This window comes from Sphingomonas sp. BK481, from assembly GCF_014194875.1.
In the GTDB taxonomy this organism is placed as follows: Bacteria; Pseudomonadota; Alphaproteobacteria; order Sphingomonadales; family Sphingomonadaceae; genus Sphingomonas; species Sphingomonas aerolata.
In genome coordinates this window covers 428,116-448,062 of record NZ_JACIAP010000001.1, presented here as the reverse complement: position 1 = coordinate 448,062, position 19,947 = coordinate 428,116, and the positions used below count along the sequence as shown (strand labels likewise).

The 19,947-nt window shown below is 67.8% G+C and carries 18 protein-coding genes; 4 read left to right on the top strand and 14 right to left on the bottom strand.

Annotated elements, in window-relative coordinates:
• Positions 1–43: 43 nt before the first annotated feature.
• Together FHY04_RS02050 and FHY04_RS02045 are read left to right on the top strand one after the other, a co-directional pair.
• Positions 44–1,087 (top strand): ferritin-like domain-containing protein, encoded by a 1,044-nt coding sequence (locus tag FHY04_RS02050; protein WP_031395471.1) that lies wholly within the window; start codon positions 44–46, stop codon positions 1,085–1,087.
• Positions 1,088–1,180: 93 nt separating this feature from the next.
• Positions 1,181–2,038, top strand: a complete 858-nt coding sequence (locus tag FHY04_RS02045; protein WP_409349141.1) for an outer membrane protein — start codon at positions 1,181–1,183, stop codon at positions 2,036–2,038.
• A 54-nt stretch (positions 2,039–2,092) separates the two neighbouring features.
• Here the strand turns inward: FHY04_RS02045 and FHY04_RS02040 are convergent, their stop codons facing one another.
• Complete coding sequence (locus FHY04_RS02040) at positions 2,093–3,466, bottom strand: FAD/NAD(P)-binding protein (protein ID WP_183935221.1); 1,374 nt, start codon at positions 3,464–3,466, stop codon at positions 2,093–2,095.
• 179 nt (positions 3,467–3,645) lie between these two features.
• On the opposite strand from FHY04_RS02040, the gene FHY04_RS02035 reads away from it, so the two are divergent.
• Complete coding sequence (locus FHY04_RS02035) at positions 3,646–5,766, top strand: M13-type metalloendopeptidase (protein ID WP_183935220.1); 2,121 nt, start codon at positions 3,646–3,648, stop codon at positions 5,764–5,766.
• Positions 5,767–5,911: 145 nt separating this feature from the next.
• Here FHY04_RS02035 and FHY04_RS02030 read toward each other — a convergent pair whose 3' ends face one another.
• From FHY04_RS02030 to FHY04_RS02005, 6 genes are read right to left on the bottom strand one after another with little or no spacing between them, the layout of a single operon-like run.
• Positions 5,912–6,787 carry an alpha/beta hydrolase gene (locus FHY04_RS02030; protein WP_183935219.1) on the bottom strand — a complete coding sequence of 292 codons (876 nt, stop codon included), beginning with the start codon at positions 6,785–6,787 and terminating at the stop codon, positions 5,912–5,914.
• On the bottom strand, positions 6,787–7,470 hold the full coding sequence (locus FHY04_RS02025) for a glutathione S-transferase family protein (protein ID WP_183935218.1): 684 nt from the start codon (positions 7,468–7,470) through the stop codon (positions 6,787–6,789). Before FHY04_RS02025 ends, FHY04_RS02030 begins: the two co-directional genes overlap by 1 nt.
• Complete coding sequence (locus tag FHY04_RS02020) at positions 7,470–8,105, bottom strand: 3-oxoacid CoA-transferase subunit B (protein WP_107932236.1); 636 nt, start codon at positions 8,103–8,105, stop codon at positions 7,470–7,472. Before FHY04_RS02020 ends, FHY04_RS02025 begins: the two co-directional genes overlap by 1 nt.
• Positions 8,105–8,416: a DUF5076 domain-containing protein gene (locus FHY04_RS02015; RefSeq protein ID WP_042467134.1), complete on the bottom strand. Its 312-nt coding sequence runs from the start codon at positions 8,414–8,416 to the stop codon at positions 8,105–8,107. The genes FHY04_RS02020 and FHY04_RS02015 overlap by 1 nt, the downstream gene beginning before the upstream one ends.
• Positions 8,416–9,297 carry an HAD family acid phosphatase gene (locus FHY04_RS02010; protein ID WP_183935217.1) on the bottom strand — a complete coding sequence of 294 codons (882 nt, stop codon included), beginning with the start codon at positions 9,295–9,297 and terminating at the stop codon, positions 8,416–8,418. Before FHY04_RS02010 ends, FHY04_RS02015 begins: the two co-directional genes overlap by 1 nt.
• A 14-nt stretch (positions 9,298–9,311) precedes the next feature.
• Positions 9,312–10,022: a CoA transferase subunit A gene (locus FHY04_RS02005; protein ID WP_183935216.1), complete on the bottom strand. Its 711-nt coding sequence runs from the start codon at positions 10,020–10,022 to the stop codon at positions 9,312–9,314.
• 116 nt (positions 10,023–10,138) lie between these two features.
• Between FHY04_RS02005 and FHY04_RS02000 the strand changes: the two genes are divergently transcribed.
• Complete coding sequence (locus FHY04_RS02000) at positions 10,139–11,782, top strand: thiamine pyrophosphate-binding protein (RefSeq protein WP_183935215.1); 1,644 nt, start codon at positions 10,139–10,141, stop codon at positions 11,780–11,782.
• A 266-nt stretch (positions 11,783–12,048) separates the two neighbouring features.
• Here FHY04_RS02000 and alaS read toward each other — a convergent pair whose 3' ends face one another.
• From alaS to leuB, 7 genes are read right to left on the bottom strand one after another with little or no spacing between them, the layout of a single operon-like run.
• A complete protein-coding gene (gene alaS, locus FHY04_RS01995; protein WP_183935214.1) occupies positions 12,049–14,691 on the bottom strand; it encodes an alanine--tRNA ligase in 2,643 nt (880 codons plus the stop codon).
• A gap of 44 nt (positions 14,692–14,735) precedes the next feature.
• Complete coding sequence (locus FHY04_RS01990) at positions 14,736–15,299, bottom strand: GNAT family N-acetyltransferase (protein WP_183935213.1); 564 nt, start codon at positions 15,297–15,299, stop codon at positions 14,736–14,738.
• Entirely contained in the window at positions 15,296–16,102 is an 807-nt protein-coding gene (locus tag FHY04_RS01985; RefSeq protein ID WP_056405355.1) for a LysR family transcriptional regulator, read from the bottom strand. Before FHY04_RS01985 ends, FHY04_RS01990 begins: the two co-directional genes overlap by 4 nt.
• Positions 16,099–16,497 carry a Co2+/Mg2+ efflux protein ApaG gene (apaG, locus tag FHY04_RS01980; protein ID WP_031393907.1) on the bottom strand — a complete coding sequence of 133 codons (399 nt, stop codon included), beginning with the start codon at positions 16,495–16,497 and terminating at the stop codon, positions 16,099–16,101. Before apaG ends, FHY04_RS01985 begins: the two co-directional genes overlap by 4 nt.
• On the bottom strand, positions 16,494–17,699 hold the full coding sequence (locus FHY04_RS01975) for a PLP-dependent aspartate aminotransferase family protein (RefSeq protein ID WP_183935212.1): 1,206 nt from the start codon (positions 17,697–17,699) through the stop codon (positions 16,494–16,496). Before FHY04_RS01975 ends, apaG begins: the two co-directional genes overlap by 4 nt.
• A 57-nt stretch (positions 17,700–17,756) precedes the next feature.
• Complete coding sequence (locus tag FHY04_RS01970; RefSeq protein ID WP_311723293.1) at positions 17,757–18,890, bottom strand: glycosyltransferase family 2 protein; 1,134 nt, start codon at positions 18,888–18,890, stop codon at positions 17,757–17,759.
• Entirely contained in the window at positions 18,887–19,933 is a 1,047-nt protein-coding gene (gene leuB / locus FHY04_RS01965) for a 3-isopropylmalate dehydrogenase (RefSeq protein WP_183935452.1), read from the bottom strand. Before leuB ends, FHY04_RS01970 begins: the two co-directional genes overlap by 4 nt.
• Positions 19,934–19,947 lie beyond the last annotated feature (14 nt).

The window sequence follows — 19,947 nt, the reverse complement described above, 5'->3', positions numbered from 1 at the left end:
AGCTCTGCCGTAAGCTTTCTTTGCTATTCAGGGGATTAACCCAATGACCGACCTCAATACCAAGCTCGAAATATTCGACGCCATCGCTGCCCGGCGCAACGAACGCCGCGGTTTCCTGCGCTTTGCCGGTGGCAGCGCGCTTGCCGTCGGCGGTGCCTCGCTGCTCGCGGCATGCGGTAACGACGATGCCGATCTGGCGCCGTCGCCGACGCCCACGCCGACACCCGCAACGGGATCCGCCATCACCGATGCCGACGTGCTGAACTTCGCGCTCAACCTCGAATATCTCGAGGCGCAGTTCTACGCATTCGCGACGTTCGGCGTTGGCCTCAACGCCAGCCTGCTGACCGGTACCGGGACTCAGGGCGCCGTGACGGGTGGCCGACAGGTGCCGTTCCAGGACGCGATCGTCCGTGAATATGCGCGCGAAATCGCCATCGACGAAGTCGCGCACGTCGCCTTCCTGCGCAGGGCACTCGGCACTGCCGCAGTCGCACAGCCTGCATTGGACATCTCTGCCGGCACCGCGGCTGCGCCGGGCGCCTTCACCTTGGCCGCACGTGCGGCACGTGTCGTTCCGGATACGGGCGTGTTCGATCCGTATGCCGACGACAACAGCTTCCTGCTCGGCGCGTTCATCTTCGAGGATGTCGGCGTCTCGGCGTACAAGGGTGGTGCAACGCTGATCGGCAACAAGACCTATCTCGAGGCGGCCGCCGGCATCCTCGCGGCAGAGGCGTATCACGCCGGCCTGATCCGCACGATCCTGTATCGCAAGGGACTGCAGACGCCGTCGCTGCGTACCGCCGCAAACCAGATCAGCGACGCGCGCGACAGCCTGGACGGCACCGTCACCAACGCCACGACGGGCATCATCGGCGACATCGATCAGGGCATCACCGGCATGGATCCAACCGTGTCGAACATCGTCCCGACCGACGCCAACGGCCTGGCGTTCAGCCGGTCGGTCGCACAGGTGCACAACATCGCCTATCTGACCAACACCGCAAAGATCGGCGGGGGCTTCTTCCCCAACGGCACCAACAACCGCACCGATGCACTGCGCACCAGCGGCGCCAACGCGTGATCGTCGTCACGAACTGAAACAGGACAACCTGGGCCGCGGCGCACATTGGGCGCGTCGCGGCCCCTCGTTTGGGGAACGACCATGAAGCATTACATGAAATTGACCGCGCTCGCCGGCGTCGCCGTTGCGGGCCTTTTTGCCGTTCCGGCCGCCGCGCAGGAAACCACCGAAGATCGTCCGTTCTCGGGCGTCTATATCGGTGCGGCCGGTGGGTATGACGTGCAGGGCAATGACGTCGGCTCGTCGATCCTGTTCGACCGCAACGGCGACGGCGCTTTCAACGACAGCGTCAACACCATCACCGGCGCCAACGCCTTCTCGCCAGGCTTCTGCAACGGCTCGGCGCGTACCGGTGCCGCGGCTTCCGGCTGCCGTAACGACGACGATGGGTGGGCCTATTACGGTCGTGCAGGCCTCGACGTTCAGCGCGGCAACATCGTTGTCGGTGTCGTCGGCGAATTCGGTACGAGCGACATCACCGACAGCACCTCGGGCTTCTCGACCACGCCTGCGAGCTACACGATGGCGCGCAAGCTGAAGTGGGAAGCGTCCGCCCGCGGCCGCCTGGGCTATGCGGCCAACACCACGCTGTTCTACGGCACGTTCGGTGCGGGCTATGCCAAGATCGACAATCTGTTCTTCACGACGAACACGGCGAACGCGTTTTCGGCGACCGGTTCGAAGAACCAGTGGGGCATTCTCGGCGGCGGCGGCATCGAGCAGAAGCTGACCAAGAACATCTCGATCGGCATGGAATATATGTTCCACCAGTATCAGGATGACGATGCGCGCGTTCGCGTGACGGCGGGCACGGCGCTGGCCGGCAGCCCGGTTCTCCTGGCGAACAACCCGTTCCTGATCGCGCCAAACACCAGTGGCACCGATTTCCGCCGCAGCGACGACAAGTTCCGCTGGCACAGCCTGCGCGCCACGGCGGCGTTCCGGTTCTGAGCCTATGCGCTGCCAGCATCGCATGATGCTGGCAGCGTAGAGCGTCCGGCGAGCCTAGAGCCCCTCGCCGCCGACCCACTGTGCATTCGACAGGCGTCGTGCCAGATCCCAGCTCTGCTGCCGGATATCGGGGACCGCGACGACCTCCCACAGCCCCCCGCGGGTCATCGGCCCGATACAGTGAAGCCGCTGTTCGGCATGCCCGTCGCGGCCGATCGCCTGCGACTGCGCATCGACATCGACCCCCAGGCGAAGCGGATCGGGCCGGATCGCCCCGTCGGCGATCAAATGCCGGATCAGCGGCTCGCTCGATCGCATCAGGTCGCCCTGCGGCCCGGTACAGTTCACGATCCGCGCCGCCCGCGTGACGACCGCCTGGTCCGAACCGCGCGGCCGCCAGCTTAGATCCACAGCATCACCGGCTGCCGCGGCCGACACGATCTTCCCCGCTGCGAACCGGAGCCGCCCGGTCGAGACCAGCGCATCGACCCGGTCCGCGACCTCCGGCGCCAGCCGATGCCGGTGGACGTCCCAATAGGGTCGCGCGTGCCGCAGGAACCGTGCGCGCTGCGACGTCGGCGCGGCAGCCCAGAGCATCTGGGTCACGGGGCGAAGCTCGTCGACCGCCGCGCGCCAGCCATCCGCCTTGGCACGGTCGCGGACATGCCGGACGATCGCCGACAAATCCCCCTGCGGCTTGTCGAGGACCCGCGCGGGCGGCGCGCCATCGACATGCCGCCGCGGCGACAGCCCACGCCGCGACACCGCCAGGATCTGCCCCGAAAATCCGCCGGCATCGAGCAGCAGCGCAGCGTCGATCGCGGTCAACCCGGTCCCGACCAGCACGACCGTGTCGTCCGGCCCGAGCCCCTCGCCAATGTCCGAGGCCCAGGGATCCGCGCTATAGCGTCCGGGCGGAAGGTCGTCGGGGTTGAGCCCCGGCGGCGTGTGCGGCGGCAGGTTGCCGAGCGCCAGCACTGCGCTGTCCGCGGCAATCGCGCTGCCATCCGCCATCGTCACCGCAAGCCTGTCGGTGCTGGCGAGATCGATCGCGCACACCTCCCCTTGCGCAAGCACCAGCCGCCCCGCCGATTGCGCGATCGTCGCGTCGAGCATCTCACGCAGATACAGGCCGTAGGTCGTGCGCGGGACGAAAGTCTTGCGGTCGCCGTCACCGCGCGCTTCGAGCCAGCGGACGAAATGGTCGGGATCGTCGGGGAGCGCGCTCATGTTGCCCGCGCGCACGTTGAGCAGGTGGCTCGGATGCGCTGCACTATAGGCGACGCCGCGCGCGAGCTGGCGCTGGCGCCGCTCGACGAGCGTCGCGCGCGGCCCGCCGTGCCGCATCAGGTTGATCGCCAGCAACGTGCCCGAAAATCCGCCCCCGACGATGACGACATGATCATCAGGTCCCGCGATACGTGTCATCCTGCCCCCATTTGCTGCGAAATCATCGTGCCCGCTCGATAGGCGCAAAGCGGCCCGGCGCACAGCCGGCACGCGCAACGCACGGGGAACATAGAAGGATTGCACAAACGACAGCGCTGTTGCACTTTCTCGTCCATGGCCTGCCGGTCCCGGTCTGGCCCTCCCCCGGAGATCGCCCTGTGAAATCGAAGTTCGCCGTTCTTGTCTCGCTGATCGCCATCGCCGCCGCCACGCCCGCCACCGCGCAGGACCTTCACGCCTGTATCGACGAGGCGTGCACGCTCGAATCGATCCTGCCGCAGGACGCGGCATCGGGCACGCCCGCAACCGATGCGGCGACCGCGACGCGCTATGGCCGCTGGGGCTTCGACCTTGCCGGCATGGACAAGAGCGTGAAGCCCGGCAACGACTGGTTCGACTATGTGAACGGCAGCTGGGTCAAGACGACACAGATCCCCGCGGACCGCTCGTCCTATGGCGCCTTCGCGGTGCTGCGCGACCTGTCCGAGGCACGCATGCGCACGCTGGTCGAGGGCTACAAGCCCGGCGACGCCGCCAACCCCGATCGCGCCAAGGTCGCGACGCTCTACAAGGGCTTCATGGACGAAGCCGCGATCGAACGCGCTGACGCTGCACCGCTGTTGCAGCGGCTCGCCCCGGTCAAGGCCGCGACGACGAAGGACGATGTCGCGGTGCTGATGGGCAAGTCGATGGGCGGGTTCGGCGCCAGCTTCTTCGGTCCCGGCGTCAACGACGACGCGAAGCAGCCCGACGTCTATGCGCTGTATCTGCGCCAGTCGGGCCTCGGGCTCGGCGACCGCGACCTCTATCTCGATCCGAAATTCGCTCCGCAGGTCGTGCGCTACCAGGCCTATGTCGCGCAGATGCTCGGCATGGCGAACTGGCCGAATGCGCAGGCCGCCGCGGCAAAGATTGTCGCGATGGAGACGCGGATCGCGCAGGCACACTGGACCCGCGCGCAGAGTCGCGACCGCGACAAGACCTACAATCCGATGACGCTCGCGCAGTTGCAGGCGCAGGCGCCGGGCTTCCCCTGGGCCAAGTTCTGGACCGCCGCGGGCATCGACAAGGCCAATCGCGCGATCGTCGCGCAGAACACCGCCTTTCCGAAGATCGCCGAGGTCTTCGCCAGCACCGACCTCGACACGCTGAAGGCCTGGCAGGCGTTCCGCACCGCTGACGACATCGCGCCCCTGCTGTCGAAGCGGTTCGTCGACGCCAATTTCGACTTCCGCTCGAAATTCCTCAACGGCCAGCCGCAGCAGCGCGATCGCTGGAAGCGCGGGATCGGCGTTACCGAACGCGCGCTGGGCGAGGCGATCGGCCGCGATTACGTCGCGCTCTATTTCCCGCCGGCATCGAAGACCAAGATGGACGAGCTCGTCGGAAACCTGCGGATCGCGCTGCGCGGGCGGATCGATGGCCTTCCCTGGATGGGTGCCGCGACCAAGCAGGAAGCGCAGGCCAAGCTCGCCAATTTCAGCGTGAAGGTCGGCTATCCCGACAAATGGCGTGACTATAGCGCGCTACAGATCACCCCGGGCGACCTGATCGGCAATGTCGAGCGCGCCGGGCGGTTCGAATGGGACTATCGCCGCAACCGCATGGGCGGTCCGGTCGACAAGGCCGAATGGGGCATGACCCCGCAGACCGTGAACGCCTATTACAACTCGGTGAAGAACGAGATCGTCTTCCCCGCCGCGATCCTCCAGCCGCCGTTCTTCGATCCCGATGCCGATCCAGCGGTCAATTATGGCGGCATCGGCGGCGTGATCGGACACGAGATCAGCCACGGCTTCGACGATCAGGGTCGCAAGTCCGACGGCAAGGGCGTGCTGCGCGACTGGTGGACCGCGCAGGATGCCGCCAAGTTCGAGGCGCAGGCGGTCAAGCTCGGCGCGCAGTACGAGGCCTATACGTTCGAGGGCCTGCCCGGCGTGAAGATCAACGGCCGCGCCTCGATGGGCGAGAATATCGGCGATCTCGGGGGCGTGCTGATCTCGCTCGACGCCTATCACACGTCACTCGGCGGCAAGCCTGCGCCGGTGCTCGACGGCTATAGTGGCGACCAGCGCTTCTTCCTCGGCTGGGGTCAGGTCTGGCGCACGCTGTTCCGCACCGAGGCGCTGCGCCAGCAGCTCGTCAGCGATCCCCATTCGCCGGGGCAGATCCGTGCGATCAACCCGCTGCGCAACGTCGACGCCTGGTACAAGGCGTTCGACGTGAAGCCCGGGGACGCGCAATATCTCGCGCCCGCGGACCGCGTCCGGATCTGGTAAGGCCGCAAGCCCGCCGCCGGACACAAAAAATCCGGCGGCGGGCCAAGGTCGGGGCGGCGGGGCTCCGTCCTGTCAACGAGGGTGGCGGTGTTCCTGCTCGTCCGTCGTCATCCTCGCCCCCCGTAGCTCGGACAATCGGATGCGGTCAGCGCATCGTCCGGTTCAGGAATGCCACGCTGTCCGCCAGCACTGGCGCCTTGCCGCGGAACGGCTTGGACAGCGCCATCGCCACATCCTCGTGGCTGAGCCCCGGATAGTCGACATGCCGCACCGGTGCACCGAGCGCGGTCAGCTTGGCCGTCAGGTTATCGGCATTGTGCGCCTTCACCTGCGTGTCGTCGCCCGCCGACACGAGCAGCATCGGCGGCGCATCGCGTCGCGCGAAGTGGATCGGCTGGGTCATCACGGGATCCGCCGCCCCCTGCATCGCGTCGATCGCGCGCCTGGCGGTGAACGGGTAGAAGTCATAGGGCCCGCACAACCCGACCGCGGCCTTGATGATCCGCGGGTCGACACCTTCGGCACGCAACCAGCGCGGGTCGAGCGTCAGCATCGCGACCGTATACGCCCCCGCGGAGTGACCGGCGACCGCGATCCGGTTCGGGTCGCCGCCCGCCGCCTCGATGTGATCGCGCGTCCACTTCACCGCCTCGGCGCCATCCTGCAGGAAGGCGGGGAAGCGGACGTCGGGCACCTTGCGGTAATCGGGCATGACGACGACGTAGCCCGCCTTCGCATAGGCGCGCGCGGCAAACGCATAGGCGCTGCGCGACCCGTGCACCCAGCCGCCGCCATACCAGAAGATCAGCACCGGCAGCCCCGTCTTCGCGCCCCCCGATGGCCGCCACACGTCGAGTTTCTGGCCATGCGTGCCGAACGGAACGCCCTCCCGCACCCGCGCAGTGCCGCGGCCGCCGCCCATTATGCCGTCGAGCACGCTGAGCGTCCCCGGCCCCGCGGTGAATGCCGTACCCGCGATCAGGATCACGACCAGCGCGATGACAATGGCAATGCGGCGCATTAGCGGCGGAAATCTGCGGTAATCGATCCGCTCGCTGCCAGTTCGGCCTCATGCCCTGCCTCGCGCCACGTCTCGCCGAGCGCGGCGTCTTCCCATTCGCGCATCGCCGGATGCGCGAGGATCCGCTCGGCCCAGGCAAGGCCCTGCGGACCGACGTCGATCCCGTAGGTGCGGACGCGAAACGCGACAGGCGCAAAGAAGGCGTCGACGGCGGTAAAGTCGGCGCCTGCGAGCCAGGGCCCGCCGAACCGGTCGAGACCTTCCGTCCAGAGTTCGGTGACGCGCGCGACGTTGCGGTCGAGCGCGTCACTGCCGCGGACCGGATCGACGCGGACGCCGACGTTCATCGTCCGCTCGTTGCGCAACGCCGCGAACCCGCCATGCATCTCTGCCGCCGCGCAGACCGCCCAGGCGCGCGCATAGCCATCGGACGGCCAGACGCCGTCGTGCCGCTCGGCAAGGTAGAGCGCGATCCCCAGCGAATCCCATATCGTCCGCTCGCCATCGATCAGCACCGGCACCTGCCCGGTCGGCGAGAACATCCGGAACGCATCGTAATTTTCGGGCGCGAGAAAGGGTTCGATCCGATCCTCGAACGCGATCCCCAGCGCCCGCATCAACACCCACGGACGGAGCGACCAGCTGGAATAATTCCGGTTCGCGGTGACGAGCGTATAGCCCATCAGGTGGTGTAGCGCGCGGTGGTCTTGGCCGCGACCTCGTCCGCGGTCACGCCGGGGGCGAGTTCGACCAGCCTGAACGGTGACTCATGGTCTACGCGCTGAAACACCGCCAAGTCGGTGACGATCATGTCCACCACGTTCTTGCCGGTCAGCGGCAGCGAGCAGGACGGGATGAACTTTGGCGTCCCGTCCTTGGCGGTGTGATCCATGACGACGATGATCTGCTTGACGCCCGCGACTAGATCCATCGCGCCGCCCATGCCCTTGATCATCTTGCCCGGAATCATCCAGTTGGCGATGTCGCCGTCTTCGCTGACCTCCATCGCGCCGAGCACGGTCAGGTCGATATGCCCGCCGCGGATCATCGCGAAGCTGTCGGACGAGCTGAAATAGACCGACGAGGGCAGTTCGCTGATCGTCTGCTTGCCCGCGTTGATCAGGTCGGCATCCTCTTCGCCCGCATAGGGGAACGGCCCGATCCCGAGCATGCCGTTCTCCGACTGGAGCGTGACGGTCATGCCGTCGGGAATGTTGTTCGCGACGAGCGTCGGGATGCCGATGCCGAGATTGACGTAATAGCCGTCCTTCAGTTCCTGTGCGGCCCGCGCCGCCATCTGGTTGCGATCCCACGGCATCAGTTGAGCGTTCCTTCCTGGATGGTGGTGATGGTCGTGACCTGGTCGCGCAGTTCGGCGCTGACGCCGTCGACGATCGCCTGCAGCGCGGCATCCTCGGCGATGCCCCAGGTGCCTGCATAGGCGCGGGCGGCATGACGGATCGTGTCGGCTAGGAGGTAGCCGAACACCGTCGGATCCTCGAGGATGCCCGCGTCGATCAGCACGTTGCTGCCTGCATTGTTGGTGATCCAGATCCGCGCGACCTCGACCGATTCGTCCGTCAGCGCGGCGCCGGGATCGAGCTTGATCGCGTTGGGGTGGTCGGTCATCAGTGGATTCCCTGTGTCGGCGCCCAGTGGATCGCGGGCGGAAAGACCTCGTCACGGCTACCTTTCAGCGCGGTGCCGTAGACGGGGTTGGGCAGCACGAACCACCCCGCCCCCCATTTCGCGGTGATCGCGGGCGACTGCACCACCGCACGCCGCGCGGCGGGGGTCTGGCCTGCGTTGAATAGGTCGCTGAAATCGCCGAGCTGGTCGCCGCCCATCGCGACGACGCAATAGCGCGCGGCAATCGTCGGGCGGCGGCCATCCTTCTTCGATCCCGTCGCGTCGTCGCCGGCGAGGAACAGGGTCTCGCCGTGGCGGGCAGGGCCAAGCCCCGCGGCTTCGATCGCCGCCTGCGTCTGTGCGGCATTGGCGGCAGCGCGGTTGGAGTTGAAGACCACCGTCAGGCCCATCGCGCGCAACTGCGTCAGTGCGGCTAGCGCGCCGGGAACGGGCGCGACCTGCTTGATACCGGTGCGCTCCCACTCCTGCCAGCGCGGTTCGGACCAGGGCCGCCCCGTCGACGCATCATATTCGAAGCCGAGGTTGAGCAGCACGGTTTCGTCGACGTCGAACACCGCGGCCTTCGCCTTGCTGCCGCATGCGGTCCAGCGCGGCGCGGCGAGCGTCGCGCCGGGCGCTAGGACGACCGATGTCGGCGTGCGCTGCGCCCGGACATAGCCGACGAGCGCGTTCCATGCCTGGATGCTGGCAGCGGCGGCCTCGCCCGAGGCGTAGAGATACTGCATGCCCGCCGGGACGCCGTCGACGGTCACCGGTGCGGAGACGATCGCGGTCGGCGAGGTCACGCTGACGCACCCTTGCAGAACGAGTGCTCCTGCGAGCGCAGCGGTCCAAGGAATATGGCCGCGTTTGCGGCACATTATCGGGCTTGGTTTCACGCGGAGACCCGCTCGCGAACGGTGCGGAATTCGATCTTCTTGTCGTAGGGTGCGCCGACGATCATCCGCTTCAGATAAATCCCCGGCAGGTGGATCGTATCGGGATCGAGGCTGCCGACGGGAACGATCTCCTCGACCTCGGCGACACAGATCTTGCCCGCGGTCGCCATCGGCTGGTTGAAGTTGCGCGCGGTCTTGCGGAAGATGAGATTCCCGCTCTCGTCCGCCTTCCAGCCCTTGATGATGCTCAGGTCCGCACGGATGCCGCGTTCGAGGATATAATCCTGCCCGTCGAAGCTCTTCACCTCCTTGCCCTCCGCCACCAGAGTGCCGACGCCGGTCTTGGTGTAGAAGCCGGGAATACCCGCGCCGCCCGCGCGGCAGCGCTCGGCAAGCGTCCCCTGCGGGCAGAATTCGACCTCGAGCTCGCCGCTCAGATATTGCCGCTCGAATTCCTTGTTCTCGCCGACATAGGACGAGATCATCTTCTTCACCTGACGCGAGCGCAGCAGCTTGCCGAGACCCTGCCCGTCGATCCCGGCATTGTTGCTCGCGATCGTCAGGTCCTTGACGCCCGACGCTTCGATCGCGTCGATCAGCCGCTCGGGGATGCCGCACAGCCCGAACCCGCCCGCGCAGATCGTCATCCCGTCGAACAGCACACCCTCGAGTGCCGCCGCCGCGTCGGTGTAGCGCTTGTTCGCCATGCATCCTCCTATCGTCTTTACCGCGGCATAATGCGCCGGGCAGTGGACGGCAATGTCGGGCGGGCGTTCTCGACTTGGTGACGATTGCCGGGCTACGGTGCCGACAGGAGATTGTCATGACCCAGCGTACCGGCGGCCAAATTCTCGTCGACCAACTCGTCGCACAAGGCTGCGACCGTATTTTCACCGTACCCGGCGAAAGCTTCCTCGCGGTGCTCGACGCGCTGCACGACACGCCCGCAATCGAGACGGTGGTATGCCGGCAGGAAGGCGGCGTGGCGTTCATGGCCTGCGCGGACGGCACGCTGACGCACCGCCCCGGCATCGCCTTCGTCACGCGCGGGCCCGGTGCGACCAACGCATCGATCGGCGTGCATGTCGCGATGCAGGATTCGCAGCCGATGATCCTGTTCGTCGGCGATATCGACCGCGGCACGCGTGACCGCGAGGCGTTCCAGGAGATTGATTTTCAGGCGATGTTCGCGCCCATCGCCAAATGGGCGGCGCGGATCGACGATGCCCGGCGGATCCCGGAGTATGTCGCGCGCGCCTATGCGACCGCGATGTCGGGACGACCGGGGCCGGTGGTGCTCGCACTACCCGAAGACATGCTGCTGGACGTGGTCGAGGCGGTCGACCGGCCGCGAGTCGAGCGCGTCGCGCAGGCGTGCGACGCGGACATGATGGACCTGCTCGCGGATCTGCTGACGACCGCCGAACGGCCGGTGGCGATCGTCGGCGGCGCGGGCTGGGATGCGGCTGCGTCGGGGGCGTTCTCCACTTGGGCGGATCGCAACGGCATTCCCGTCGCCGCGGCGTTCCGGCGGCAGGATGCGATCCCGAACGCCTGCCCGGTCTGGGCGGGGAATCTGGGTTATGGCCCCAATCCTAAGCTGGTCGCGCGGGTGAAGGAAGCCGACCTGCTGCTCGTCGTCGGCCCCCGGCTCGGCGAGGCGACGACCGATGGCTATGCGCTGGTGACGCCCGATCATCCGGGGCAGCGCATCGTCCATGTCCACCCCAATCCCAATGAGTTGAACCGCACCTATCACGCCGACGTCGCGGTGTGCGCGGGGATGGCCGAATTCGCCGAGGCACTGCTTGCGGTCGACCTGCCGCCGCGGACCGCGGGTCAGGAGGCGCATGCCGAATGGCGCGCCTGGTCGACGCCGGCGCCGCGCGATCTGGTCATGGACCTGGGGCCGTGCGTCGCGGCGATGCGCGAGCGGCTGCCCACGGATGCGATCCTCTGCAACGGCGCGGGGAATTATTCGGGCTGGTGGCATCGCTACTGGGCCTATGCCGGGCCGGGCACGCAGCTTGCGCCTACCGCCGGAGCGATGGGTTACGGCGTGCCCGCCGCGGTCGCCGCGTCCCTGAGGCATCCCGAGCGGACCGTGGTCGCGCTGGCGGGTGACGGCTGCTTCTTGATGAACGGGCAGGAGCTGGCGACCGCGGTCGCGCAGCGGGCGGACATGCTGGTGCTGGTCGTCGACAATGGCGGCTACGGCACGATCCGGATGCATCAGGAACGCGAATATCCGGGGCGGGTGTCGGGGACGGCACTGCGCAATCCGGACTTCGCCGCGCTGGGCCGGGCCTATGGGTGCTGGGCGGAAACGGTCACCAAGACCGAGGATTTCGCCGCGGCGCTTGACCGGGCGATGGCGCGGGGTGGGGTGCGGTTGCTGCACCTGGTCACGGATATCGAGGCGATTACCGCTGGGACGACGCTGGCGGCGATGCGCGGGGCGGCGTGATCCTTATTGGGTGATGAGGCCACCGGCACACCTCATGCCCCACCCCGGCGGAGGCCGGGGCCCAGTTGGGGGACGGCAATAACGGCGGACGGTCCTTTGTTACCTCGGCCTTCCCACCTGGGCCCCGGCCTTCGCCGGGGTGGTGGTTACCGGGGCCGACTCTTCTCATAGTTCCCCCGCGAAGGCGGGGGCCCAGGGTACCGGGCGCTACCGGTATTTAGCTGGGCCCCCGCGTCCGCGGGGGAACGGCCCAAAACAATAGCCTCTCAGCCCGCCAGCTTCGCCCGCACCGCAGCTACAGCCTCCGCCGCCTTGTCCCCATCAGGCCCACCGCCCTGAGCCATATCAGGACGGCCACCGCCACCCTGCCCGCCAAGCGCGGCGACCGCGATCTTCAGCAGGTCGACCGCATTGTGGCTCGCGACCAGATCCGCGGTCACGCCGACCGCGACCGAGGCGCGGCCGTCGTTGATCGCGACGAGCATCGCGATCCCCGACCCCAGCCGCTGCTTGGCCTCGTCGACCGCGCCGCGCAGGCCCTTCGCCTCGAAGTCGTTCAGCACCTGCCCGATAAAGGCCACGCCGCCAACCTGCTCGGGTCCCGCCGCCTCACCGGCACCGCCGCCGCCAAGCGCCAGCGCCTTCTTCGCATCGGCCAGTTCGCGCTCGAGACGCCGGCGATCCTCGATCAGCGCAGCAACGCGCGCGGGCACTTCGTCGGGAGTCGATTTAAGCGCCGCCGCCGCCTCGCGCAGGCGATCGTCACGGCCGGTCAGATAGGCGCGCGCCGCCTCGCCGGTCAGCGCCTCGACGCGCCGCACGCCGCTCGACACCGCGCCTTCGCCGACGACCTTGAACAACCCGATATCGCCGAGCGCGGTTACGTGCGTGCCGCCACACAGTTCGATCGAATAGGTGCCCTCGTCGGTCGAGCCCATCGACACGACGCGGACCTCGTCGCCATATTTCTCGCCGAACAGCGCCATTGCGCCCATCGCGATCGCGTCGTCGGGGGTCATCAGCAGCGTCGTCACCGCGCCATTGCCGCGGACCTGTGCGTTCACATCGGCCTCGACCTGCGCAATGTCGGCGGGCGTCATCGCGACCGGCTGCGAGAAGTCGAAGCGCAGGCGATCGGGCGCGACCAGGCTCCCCTTCTGCGCGACATGCTTGCCGAGCCGTTCCCGCAAGGCCTCGTGCAGCAGATGCGTTGCGGAGTGGTTGGCACGGATCTGCGCGCGGCGCGCGACGTCGATCTGCAGCTTGACCGTATCGCCGACCTTGATCCCGCCCGACTCGACCATCGCATGGTGGACGAACACGCGGCCGAGCTGCTTCGACGTCTCGGTGACGGTCGCGCGCAGCCCGGTGTCGGTCGAGATGTGCCCGGCATCGCCGACCTGCCCGCCGCTCTCGCCGTAGAAGGGCGTCTGGTTGACGACGATCGACACCGTATCACCCGTCGTCGCATGGTCGACGCGCGCACCGTCCTTGACCAAAGCGACGACCTCGCCCTCGCCGGTGTCCGAAGCATAGCCGAGGAATTCGGTGCCGCCGCTCTGCTCGACGATATCGAACCAGATATCGTCCGAGGCCTTCGCGCCCGACCCCTTCCACGCAGCACGCGCGGCGCGCTTCTGCTCGGCCATCGCGGTGTCGAAGCCTTCGCGGTCGACCGCGAGCCCGCGTTCGCGCAGCGCGTCCTCGGTCAGGTCGTAGGGGAAGCCATAGGTGTCGTAGAGCTTGAACGCGACGTCACCCGCGAGCGTCCCCTCGGTCATGTCCGCGGTCGCCTCGTCGAGCAGCTTCAGCCCCTTGTCGAGCGTCTGGCGGAACCGCGTCTCCTCCTGCTGCAGCGTCGCCTCGATCAGCGGCTGCGCACGGAACAGCTCGGGATAGGCTGCGCCCATTTCGGTGACGAGCGACGGCACCAGCCGGTGCATCAACGGCTCCTTCGCGCCGAGGATATGCGCGTGACGCATCGCGCGGCGCATGATCCGGCGCAGCACATAGCCGCGACCCTCGTTCGCGGGCAGCACGCCGTCCGCGACCAGGAAGCCCGCGGTGCGCAGGTGATCGGCGATCACGCGGTGGCTAGCGGTGTTCGCGCCATCGGTCGCGGTATGCGTCAGCGCGCCCGACGCCGCGATCAGCGCCTTGAACGTGTCGGTGTCGTAATTGTCGGTGACGCCCTGCATGACCGCGGCGATCCGCTCGAGCCCCATGCCGGTGTCGATCGAGGGCTTGGGCAGATTGCCGACGATCTCGGCATTTTCCTGCTCATATTGCATGAACACGAGGTTCCAGATCTCGACGAAGCGATCGCCGTCCTCGTCGGGGCTGCCGGGAGGGCCACCGGGGATGTGGTCGCCGTGGTCGTAGAAGATCTCCGAGCACGGCCCGCACGGCCCGTTGTCGCCCATCGACCAGAAATTGTCCTTGGTCGGGATACGGATAATGCGGTGCTCAGGGAGGCCCGCGATCTTCTTCCAGAGGTCGAACGCCTCGTCGTCGGTGTGATAGACGGTCGCGGTCAGCTTGTCCGGCGACAGCCCCCAGTCCTTCGTCAGCAGCGTCCACGCGTGCGTGATCGCCTGTTCCTTGAAATAATCGCCGAACGAGAAATTGCCGAGCATTTCGAAGAAGGTGTGATGCCGCGCGGTGTAGCCGACATTGTCGAGATCATTGTGCTTGCCGCCCGCGCGGACGCACTTCTGCGACGAGGTGGCGGTCGTATAGGGGCGCGATTCGAGGCCGGTGAAGACGTTCTTGAACGGCACCATCCCCGCATTGACGAACATCAGCGTCGGGTCGTTTTGCGGGACGAGCGGCGCAGAGGGCACGATCTGGTGCCCCTGCGAACCGAAATAGTCGAGGAAGCCGCGGCGGATGTCGTTCGTCGATGTCATGCCGCCGACTTAGGCGAGCAACCGGGTTCGCTCAAGTGACCGCGTCACGCGGATTGTGGCAGGGCCGCCGCCAGCCAGTCATCGGCGTGAAGCCCGTAGATCAGGCTGTCGCGCAGCCCCATATGCGTCTCCCATTCGCCGCGCAGCAGCCGTTCGCGCCGGAACCCCAGCCGTTCGAGCAGCAGGATCGACGCGCGGTTCTCGCTGTCGGCATCGGCGAACACGCGGTGCTGCCCCTCGGCAAACAGCTGGTCGAGTACCGCCGATACCGCCTCGCTCGCCAGGCCGCGGCCCCAGTGCGCGCGTGCGAGGATGAAGCCGATCTCGGTTACCCCCTGCCCGCGCATCCGCCCGCCCGACACCCAGCCGATCGCCCGGTCGTCGCCGTGCCGCGTGATCGCCCAGGCGCGCCAGTTCACGTCGGCGGCATCCTCGACCAGATAGAGCCGCGTCGCCTCGATCGACGTCAGCGGACCATCCGCGGAATAGGTCATCAGGTCCGCGTCCGCGAGCGTCGGATGCAACGCGACCGCGTCCGCCTGGACGAGCCGACGCAGCCGGAGCCGCGGCGTCACCAGCACCGGATGGGGCAGCGCGCGACGCCTCAAGCGATCAGGGCGTCGACGAGCGCACGCACTTTCTTCTGACGCCACTGCGGCAGCGGCGCGACGAGCCAATAGCCGCCGCGCGACGGCTGCGCGTCGCCGATGATCCGGACCAGCCCCGCATCGAGCACGCGTCGCGCCAGCAGTTCGGGCACGGTCGCCCGCCCGAGCCCCGCCGCCGCCGCATCGATCGCCAATCCTGCATCACCGACGCGAACCAGTGCCGTGGCATCTCCCGCCGCCGGGTCAAGCGCGGGCGCGCCGGGCCAGGCGATGATCGCTTCGGACGCGCTGCCGGTCGCCGCGATCGTGACGAGCCCTTCGGATTCGAGCGCCTCGCCCTCATTCTCGCCCGGGCCATCGCCCCAGCGGATCGCCAGGTCGAGATTGGCCTCGGTAAAATCCACCGTCTCGTCCGCGGTGATCAGGACGAAGCGCAAATCGGGATCGGCCGCGGCGATCTCGGCGAGCCGCGGCATCAGCCATTTCTCGGTCAGATCGCGCGGCGCGGCGATCGTCAGCGACTTGGACGTCTGCCCCGCCTGCATCGCGCGGACCGCCTCCTCGAACTGGAGGAAACCGTTGCGCAACGGACCGAGCCCCGCCTCGGCCTCGGGCGTCAGCTCGAGCCCTCGCGTAGTACGCCGGAACAGCACGACGCCCAGCGTGTCCTCGAGCGCGCGGATCTGCTGCCCGACCGCCGCGGGGGTGACCGCGAGCTCGTCGGCGGCGCGCGTGAACGACAGGTGGCGCGCCGCCGCGTCGAGTACGCGCAGCCCGTTCAGCGGCAGGTGCGTGCGCTTCATGAAATCACCGCCGGCGCACTCAGCGAGAAATGCGGGATCGCCACCTCGAACACCGCACCGGTATCGTCGACCATCCGGTAGGATCCGCGCATCGCCCCCGTCGGCGTCGCGAGCGGGCAGCCCGAGACATAGTCGAAGCTCGCACCCTGCTCGATCAGCGGCTGTTCGCCGACGACGCCCTCGCCCTCGACGGTGTGGCGCGCGCCATGCCCGTCGGTGATGATCCAGTGTCGCGTCAGCAGCTGGACCGCGCCGGGCCCGTCATTTTCCAGCCGGATATGATAGGCCCAGAACCAGCGCCCGCGCTGCGGTTCGGACTGTTCGGGCAGATAGCTGACCGAGACGCGCACCGTCACCCCGCGCGTCGTCGCCGCACTGGGGAACAGCGCCTTCACAGCCCGACCTTGCCCAATGCCCGGTCGAGATCGTCGATCACGTCGCGCACGTCCTCGAGCCCGACATTGAGCCGCAACAGCCCCTCGGTCACGCCCATCTCCGCCTGCTTGTCGGGCGAGACGCTGGCGTGCGTGGTCGAGGCCGGATGCGTCATCAGCGACCGCGAGTCGCCGATATTGTTCGAAATATCGACCAGCTCCAGCGCGTCGAGCAGGCCATGCGCCTGTTCGCGCCCTTCGACCTCGAACGCGAAGATCGGGCCGCACGCGTCCATCTGACGCATCGCCAGCTCGTGCTGCGGATGGCTGGCGAGGCCCGGATGCAGGATCCGCGGCACGCGCGCTTCCAGAAACGCGCCGACCTTCTGCGCATTCTCCGACTGGCGGCGGATACGCAGGTCGAGCGTCTCGAGCCCCTTGAGCACCACCCACGCGTTGAACGGCGACAGCGTCGGTCCGGTGTTGCGCGTAAAGGGCAGCAGCGTGTTGGTGATGAAATCCTCTGTCCCGCACACCGCGCCCGCGAGTACGCGGCCCTGCCCGTCCATCATCTTGGTCGCGCTATAGGCGACGACGTCGGCGCCGAAGTCCATCGGCCGCTGCAACGCCGGCGTCGCGAACGCATTGTCGACGACGGTCGTGATGCCGCGCTCGCGCGCGATGCCGCACACCGCCTTCAGGTCGACGATGTCCATCGTCGGGTTGGCGGGCGTCTCGAAGAAGAACACCTTGGTCTCGGGCCGGACCGCGTCGAGAAACGCCTGCGGGTCGCGCGCGTCGACGATCGTCGTGGCGATCCCGAACTTGGGCAGCAGCGTATCGGTCAGCCAGCGGCACGATCCGAACGCCGCGCGGCCGCCGACCAGGTGGTCGCCGCTCTGCAACTGGCTCAACAGCGCCGCGGTCATCGCCGCCATGCCCGTCGCCATCGACCGGCACGCCTCAGCCCCCTCGAGCAGCGCGATCCGCTCCTCGAGCATCTGCACCGTCGGGTTCTGGAGCCGGGAATAGGTCATCCCGTCCTGCTCGCCGGCAAAGCGCGCCGCGGCGTCACCAGCCTTGTCGTAGCAATAGCCCGAGGTGAGGAAGAGGGCCTCCGACGTTTCGCCATATTCGCTGCGGGCGGTGCCGCCGCGGATGGCCTGCGTCTGCGGACGCCAGTTCTGGGTGATCGAACGATCTTGGCCGGTCTTGCGCTTCATGGCGACGCTTTGCCGGGGGCGGGCGGTGATGACAACCCCCGCGGAGGGTCGCGTGCGCTAGTAGCGCCCCCAGGTAAACCTGGATGACAGCGCATAATTCCACACGGCGCCGACCAGCACGCCGATCATCGCCGACACCGCCCAGGCGTCGTTGCGCACGTCGTGCATGAACGCCGCGATCCCGACATTGGCGATCGCGCCGACCGAACAGATCAGCGCGAACGATACCCAGCCATCGGCGAGCTGCCGCCACCCCTTCAGCCGCCGGTCGCGATAGGTCAGCGCATTGTTGAGGAAGAAGTTCATCGTCAACGCGGCGAGCGTCGCGCCGATCTGCCCGATCAGGAACGACGTCCCGATCCCGAGGAACAGAGCGCTGAGCACCGCCATGTGCACGCCGATGCCGAGCACGCCGATCGCCGAGAACATCGCGAACCGCACGGGCACGAACCGCCCGAACATCCGGTCGTACAGCGCGATCAGATATTCCAGCGCGACGACGTGATCGAGCTTGCTCTCCCCCTCGGTCCGGCAGCGGAAGGTATAGGGCAGCTCGGCGAACCGCAGCGGCTCGGGCGCGGCGGTCAGCAGGTCGAGCAGGATCTTGAACCCGATCGCCGAGAGTCTGGGCGCGAGCGCGCGCGCGACGTCGGTACGGATCGCGAAGAAGCCGCTCATCGGATCGCTCAGATCCGCCTTGAGCACGCGCCGCGACAACCGTGTGGCGAACGCGGACTTGGCGACGCGGTCGCGGTCCCAGTCGCCGGTCCCGCCGCCGCTGACGAAGCGCGACCCGATCACCACGTCGTGATCGCCCGCCTGCAACAGGTCGAGCATCGCCGGCAACAGCGTCTCGTCATGCTGCAGATCGCCGTCGATCACCGCGACGACGGGCGCGGCGGTCGCGCACAGCCCCTCGATACAGGCAGAGGACAGCCCCCGCCGGCCGATCCGCTGGATCACGCGGACGCGCATGTCACTGCGCCCGAGCACGCGCGCCGCCTCGGCGGTGCCGTCCGGGCTGTCGTCGTCGACGAAGATCGCTTCCCAGCGCCGTCCCGCCAGTGCCTGGTCGATCTTGGCGATCAACGCGGCGACGTTCGCCTTTTCGTTGAACGTCGGGATGACGACCGCGATCTCGAGCGTGTCCTGCCCCGCGCCCTGCACTGGGTCCAGCTCGACCGGACTCACCCGAGCGATGCGATCACCGCGTCGCCCATCGCGCGCGTCGTCAGCGTGCCGCCGAGGTCAGGGGTCCGCGCGCCGCCCAGGATCGCCGCAGCCACCGCCGCCTCGATCCGGTCGGCCGCCTCGGCCTTGTCGAGCGAATGCCGCAGCATCATCGCCGCGGACAGGATCGCGGCACAGGGGTTCGCCTTGCCCTGCCCGGCAATATCGGGCGCGCTGCCATGGATCGGTTCGTAAAGACCGTGACCCTGGCCATCGAGCGCGGCGGACGGCAGCATGCCGATCGATCCCGCACACATCGATGCCTGATCGGACAGGATGTCGCCGAACAGATTGCCGGTGACGACCACGTCGAACTGGCCGGGATCGCGCACCAGCTGCATCGCCGCGTTGTCGACATACATATGGCTGAGCGCGACGTCGGGATAGTCCGCCGACACCTCGATCACAACGTCGCGCCACAGCTGTGACGTTTCGAGGACATTGGCCTTGTCGACCGACAGCAGCTTGCTCTTGCGGGTACGAGCGGTCTCGAACCCGACGCGCGCGATCCGGGCGATCTCCGCCTCGTCATAGCGCATCTCGTCATGGCCTTCGCGCAGGCCCTCGGCGGTCGTCCGGATGCCCTTGGCGCCGAAATACACGTCGCCGGTCAGCTCGCGGACGATCACCATATCGATCGTGCGTGCGATTTCCGGGCGCAGCGACGACGCATCCTCCAGCCCCGCGAACAGCTTGGCCGGACGCAAATTGGCGAACAGCCCCAGTTCCTTGCGCAGGCCCAGGATCGCCTGTTCGGGGCGCAGATGCCGTTCGAGCCGATCGCAATCGGGGTCGCCGACCGCACCGAACAGCACGGCGTCCGCGCGCCGCGCGAGCGCCAGCGTCTCGGGCGGCAGCGGATGCCCCGCCGCCTTGTACGCCGCACCACCGACCAGCGCCTCGTCAAAGCTCAGATCGAGGTCGAGCCGGTCGAGCACGCGGCGCGCCTCGGCAGTCACTTCGGGTCCGATGCCGTCGCCGGCCAGTATCGCGATCAAGGGCATGTGCGTTCCTCCGC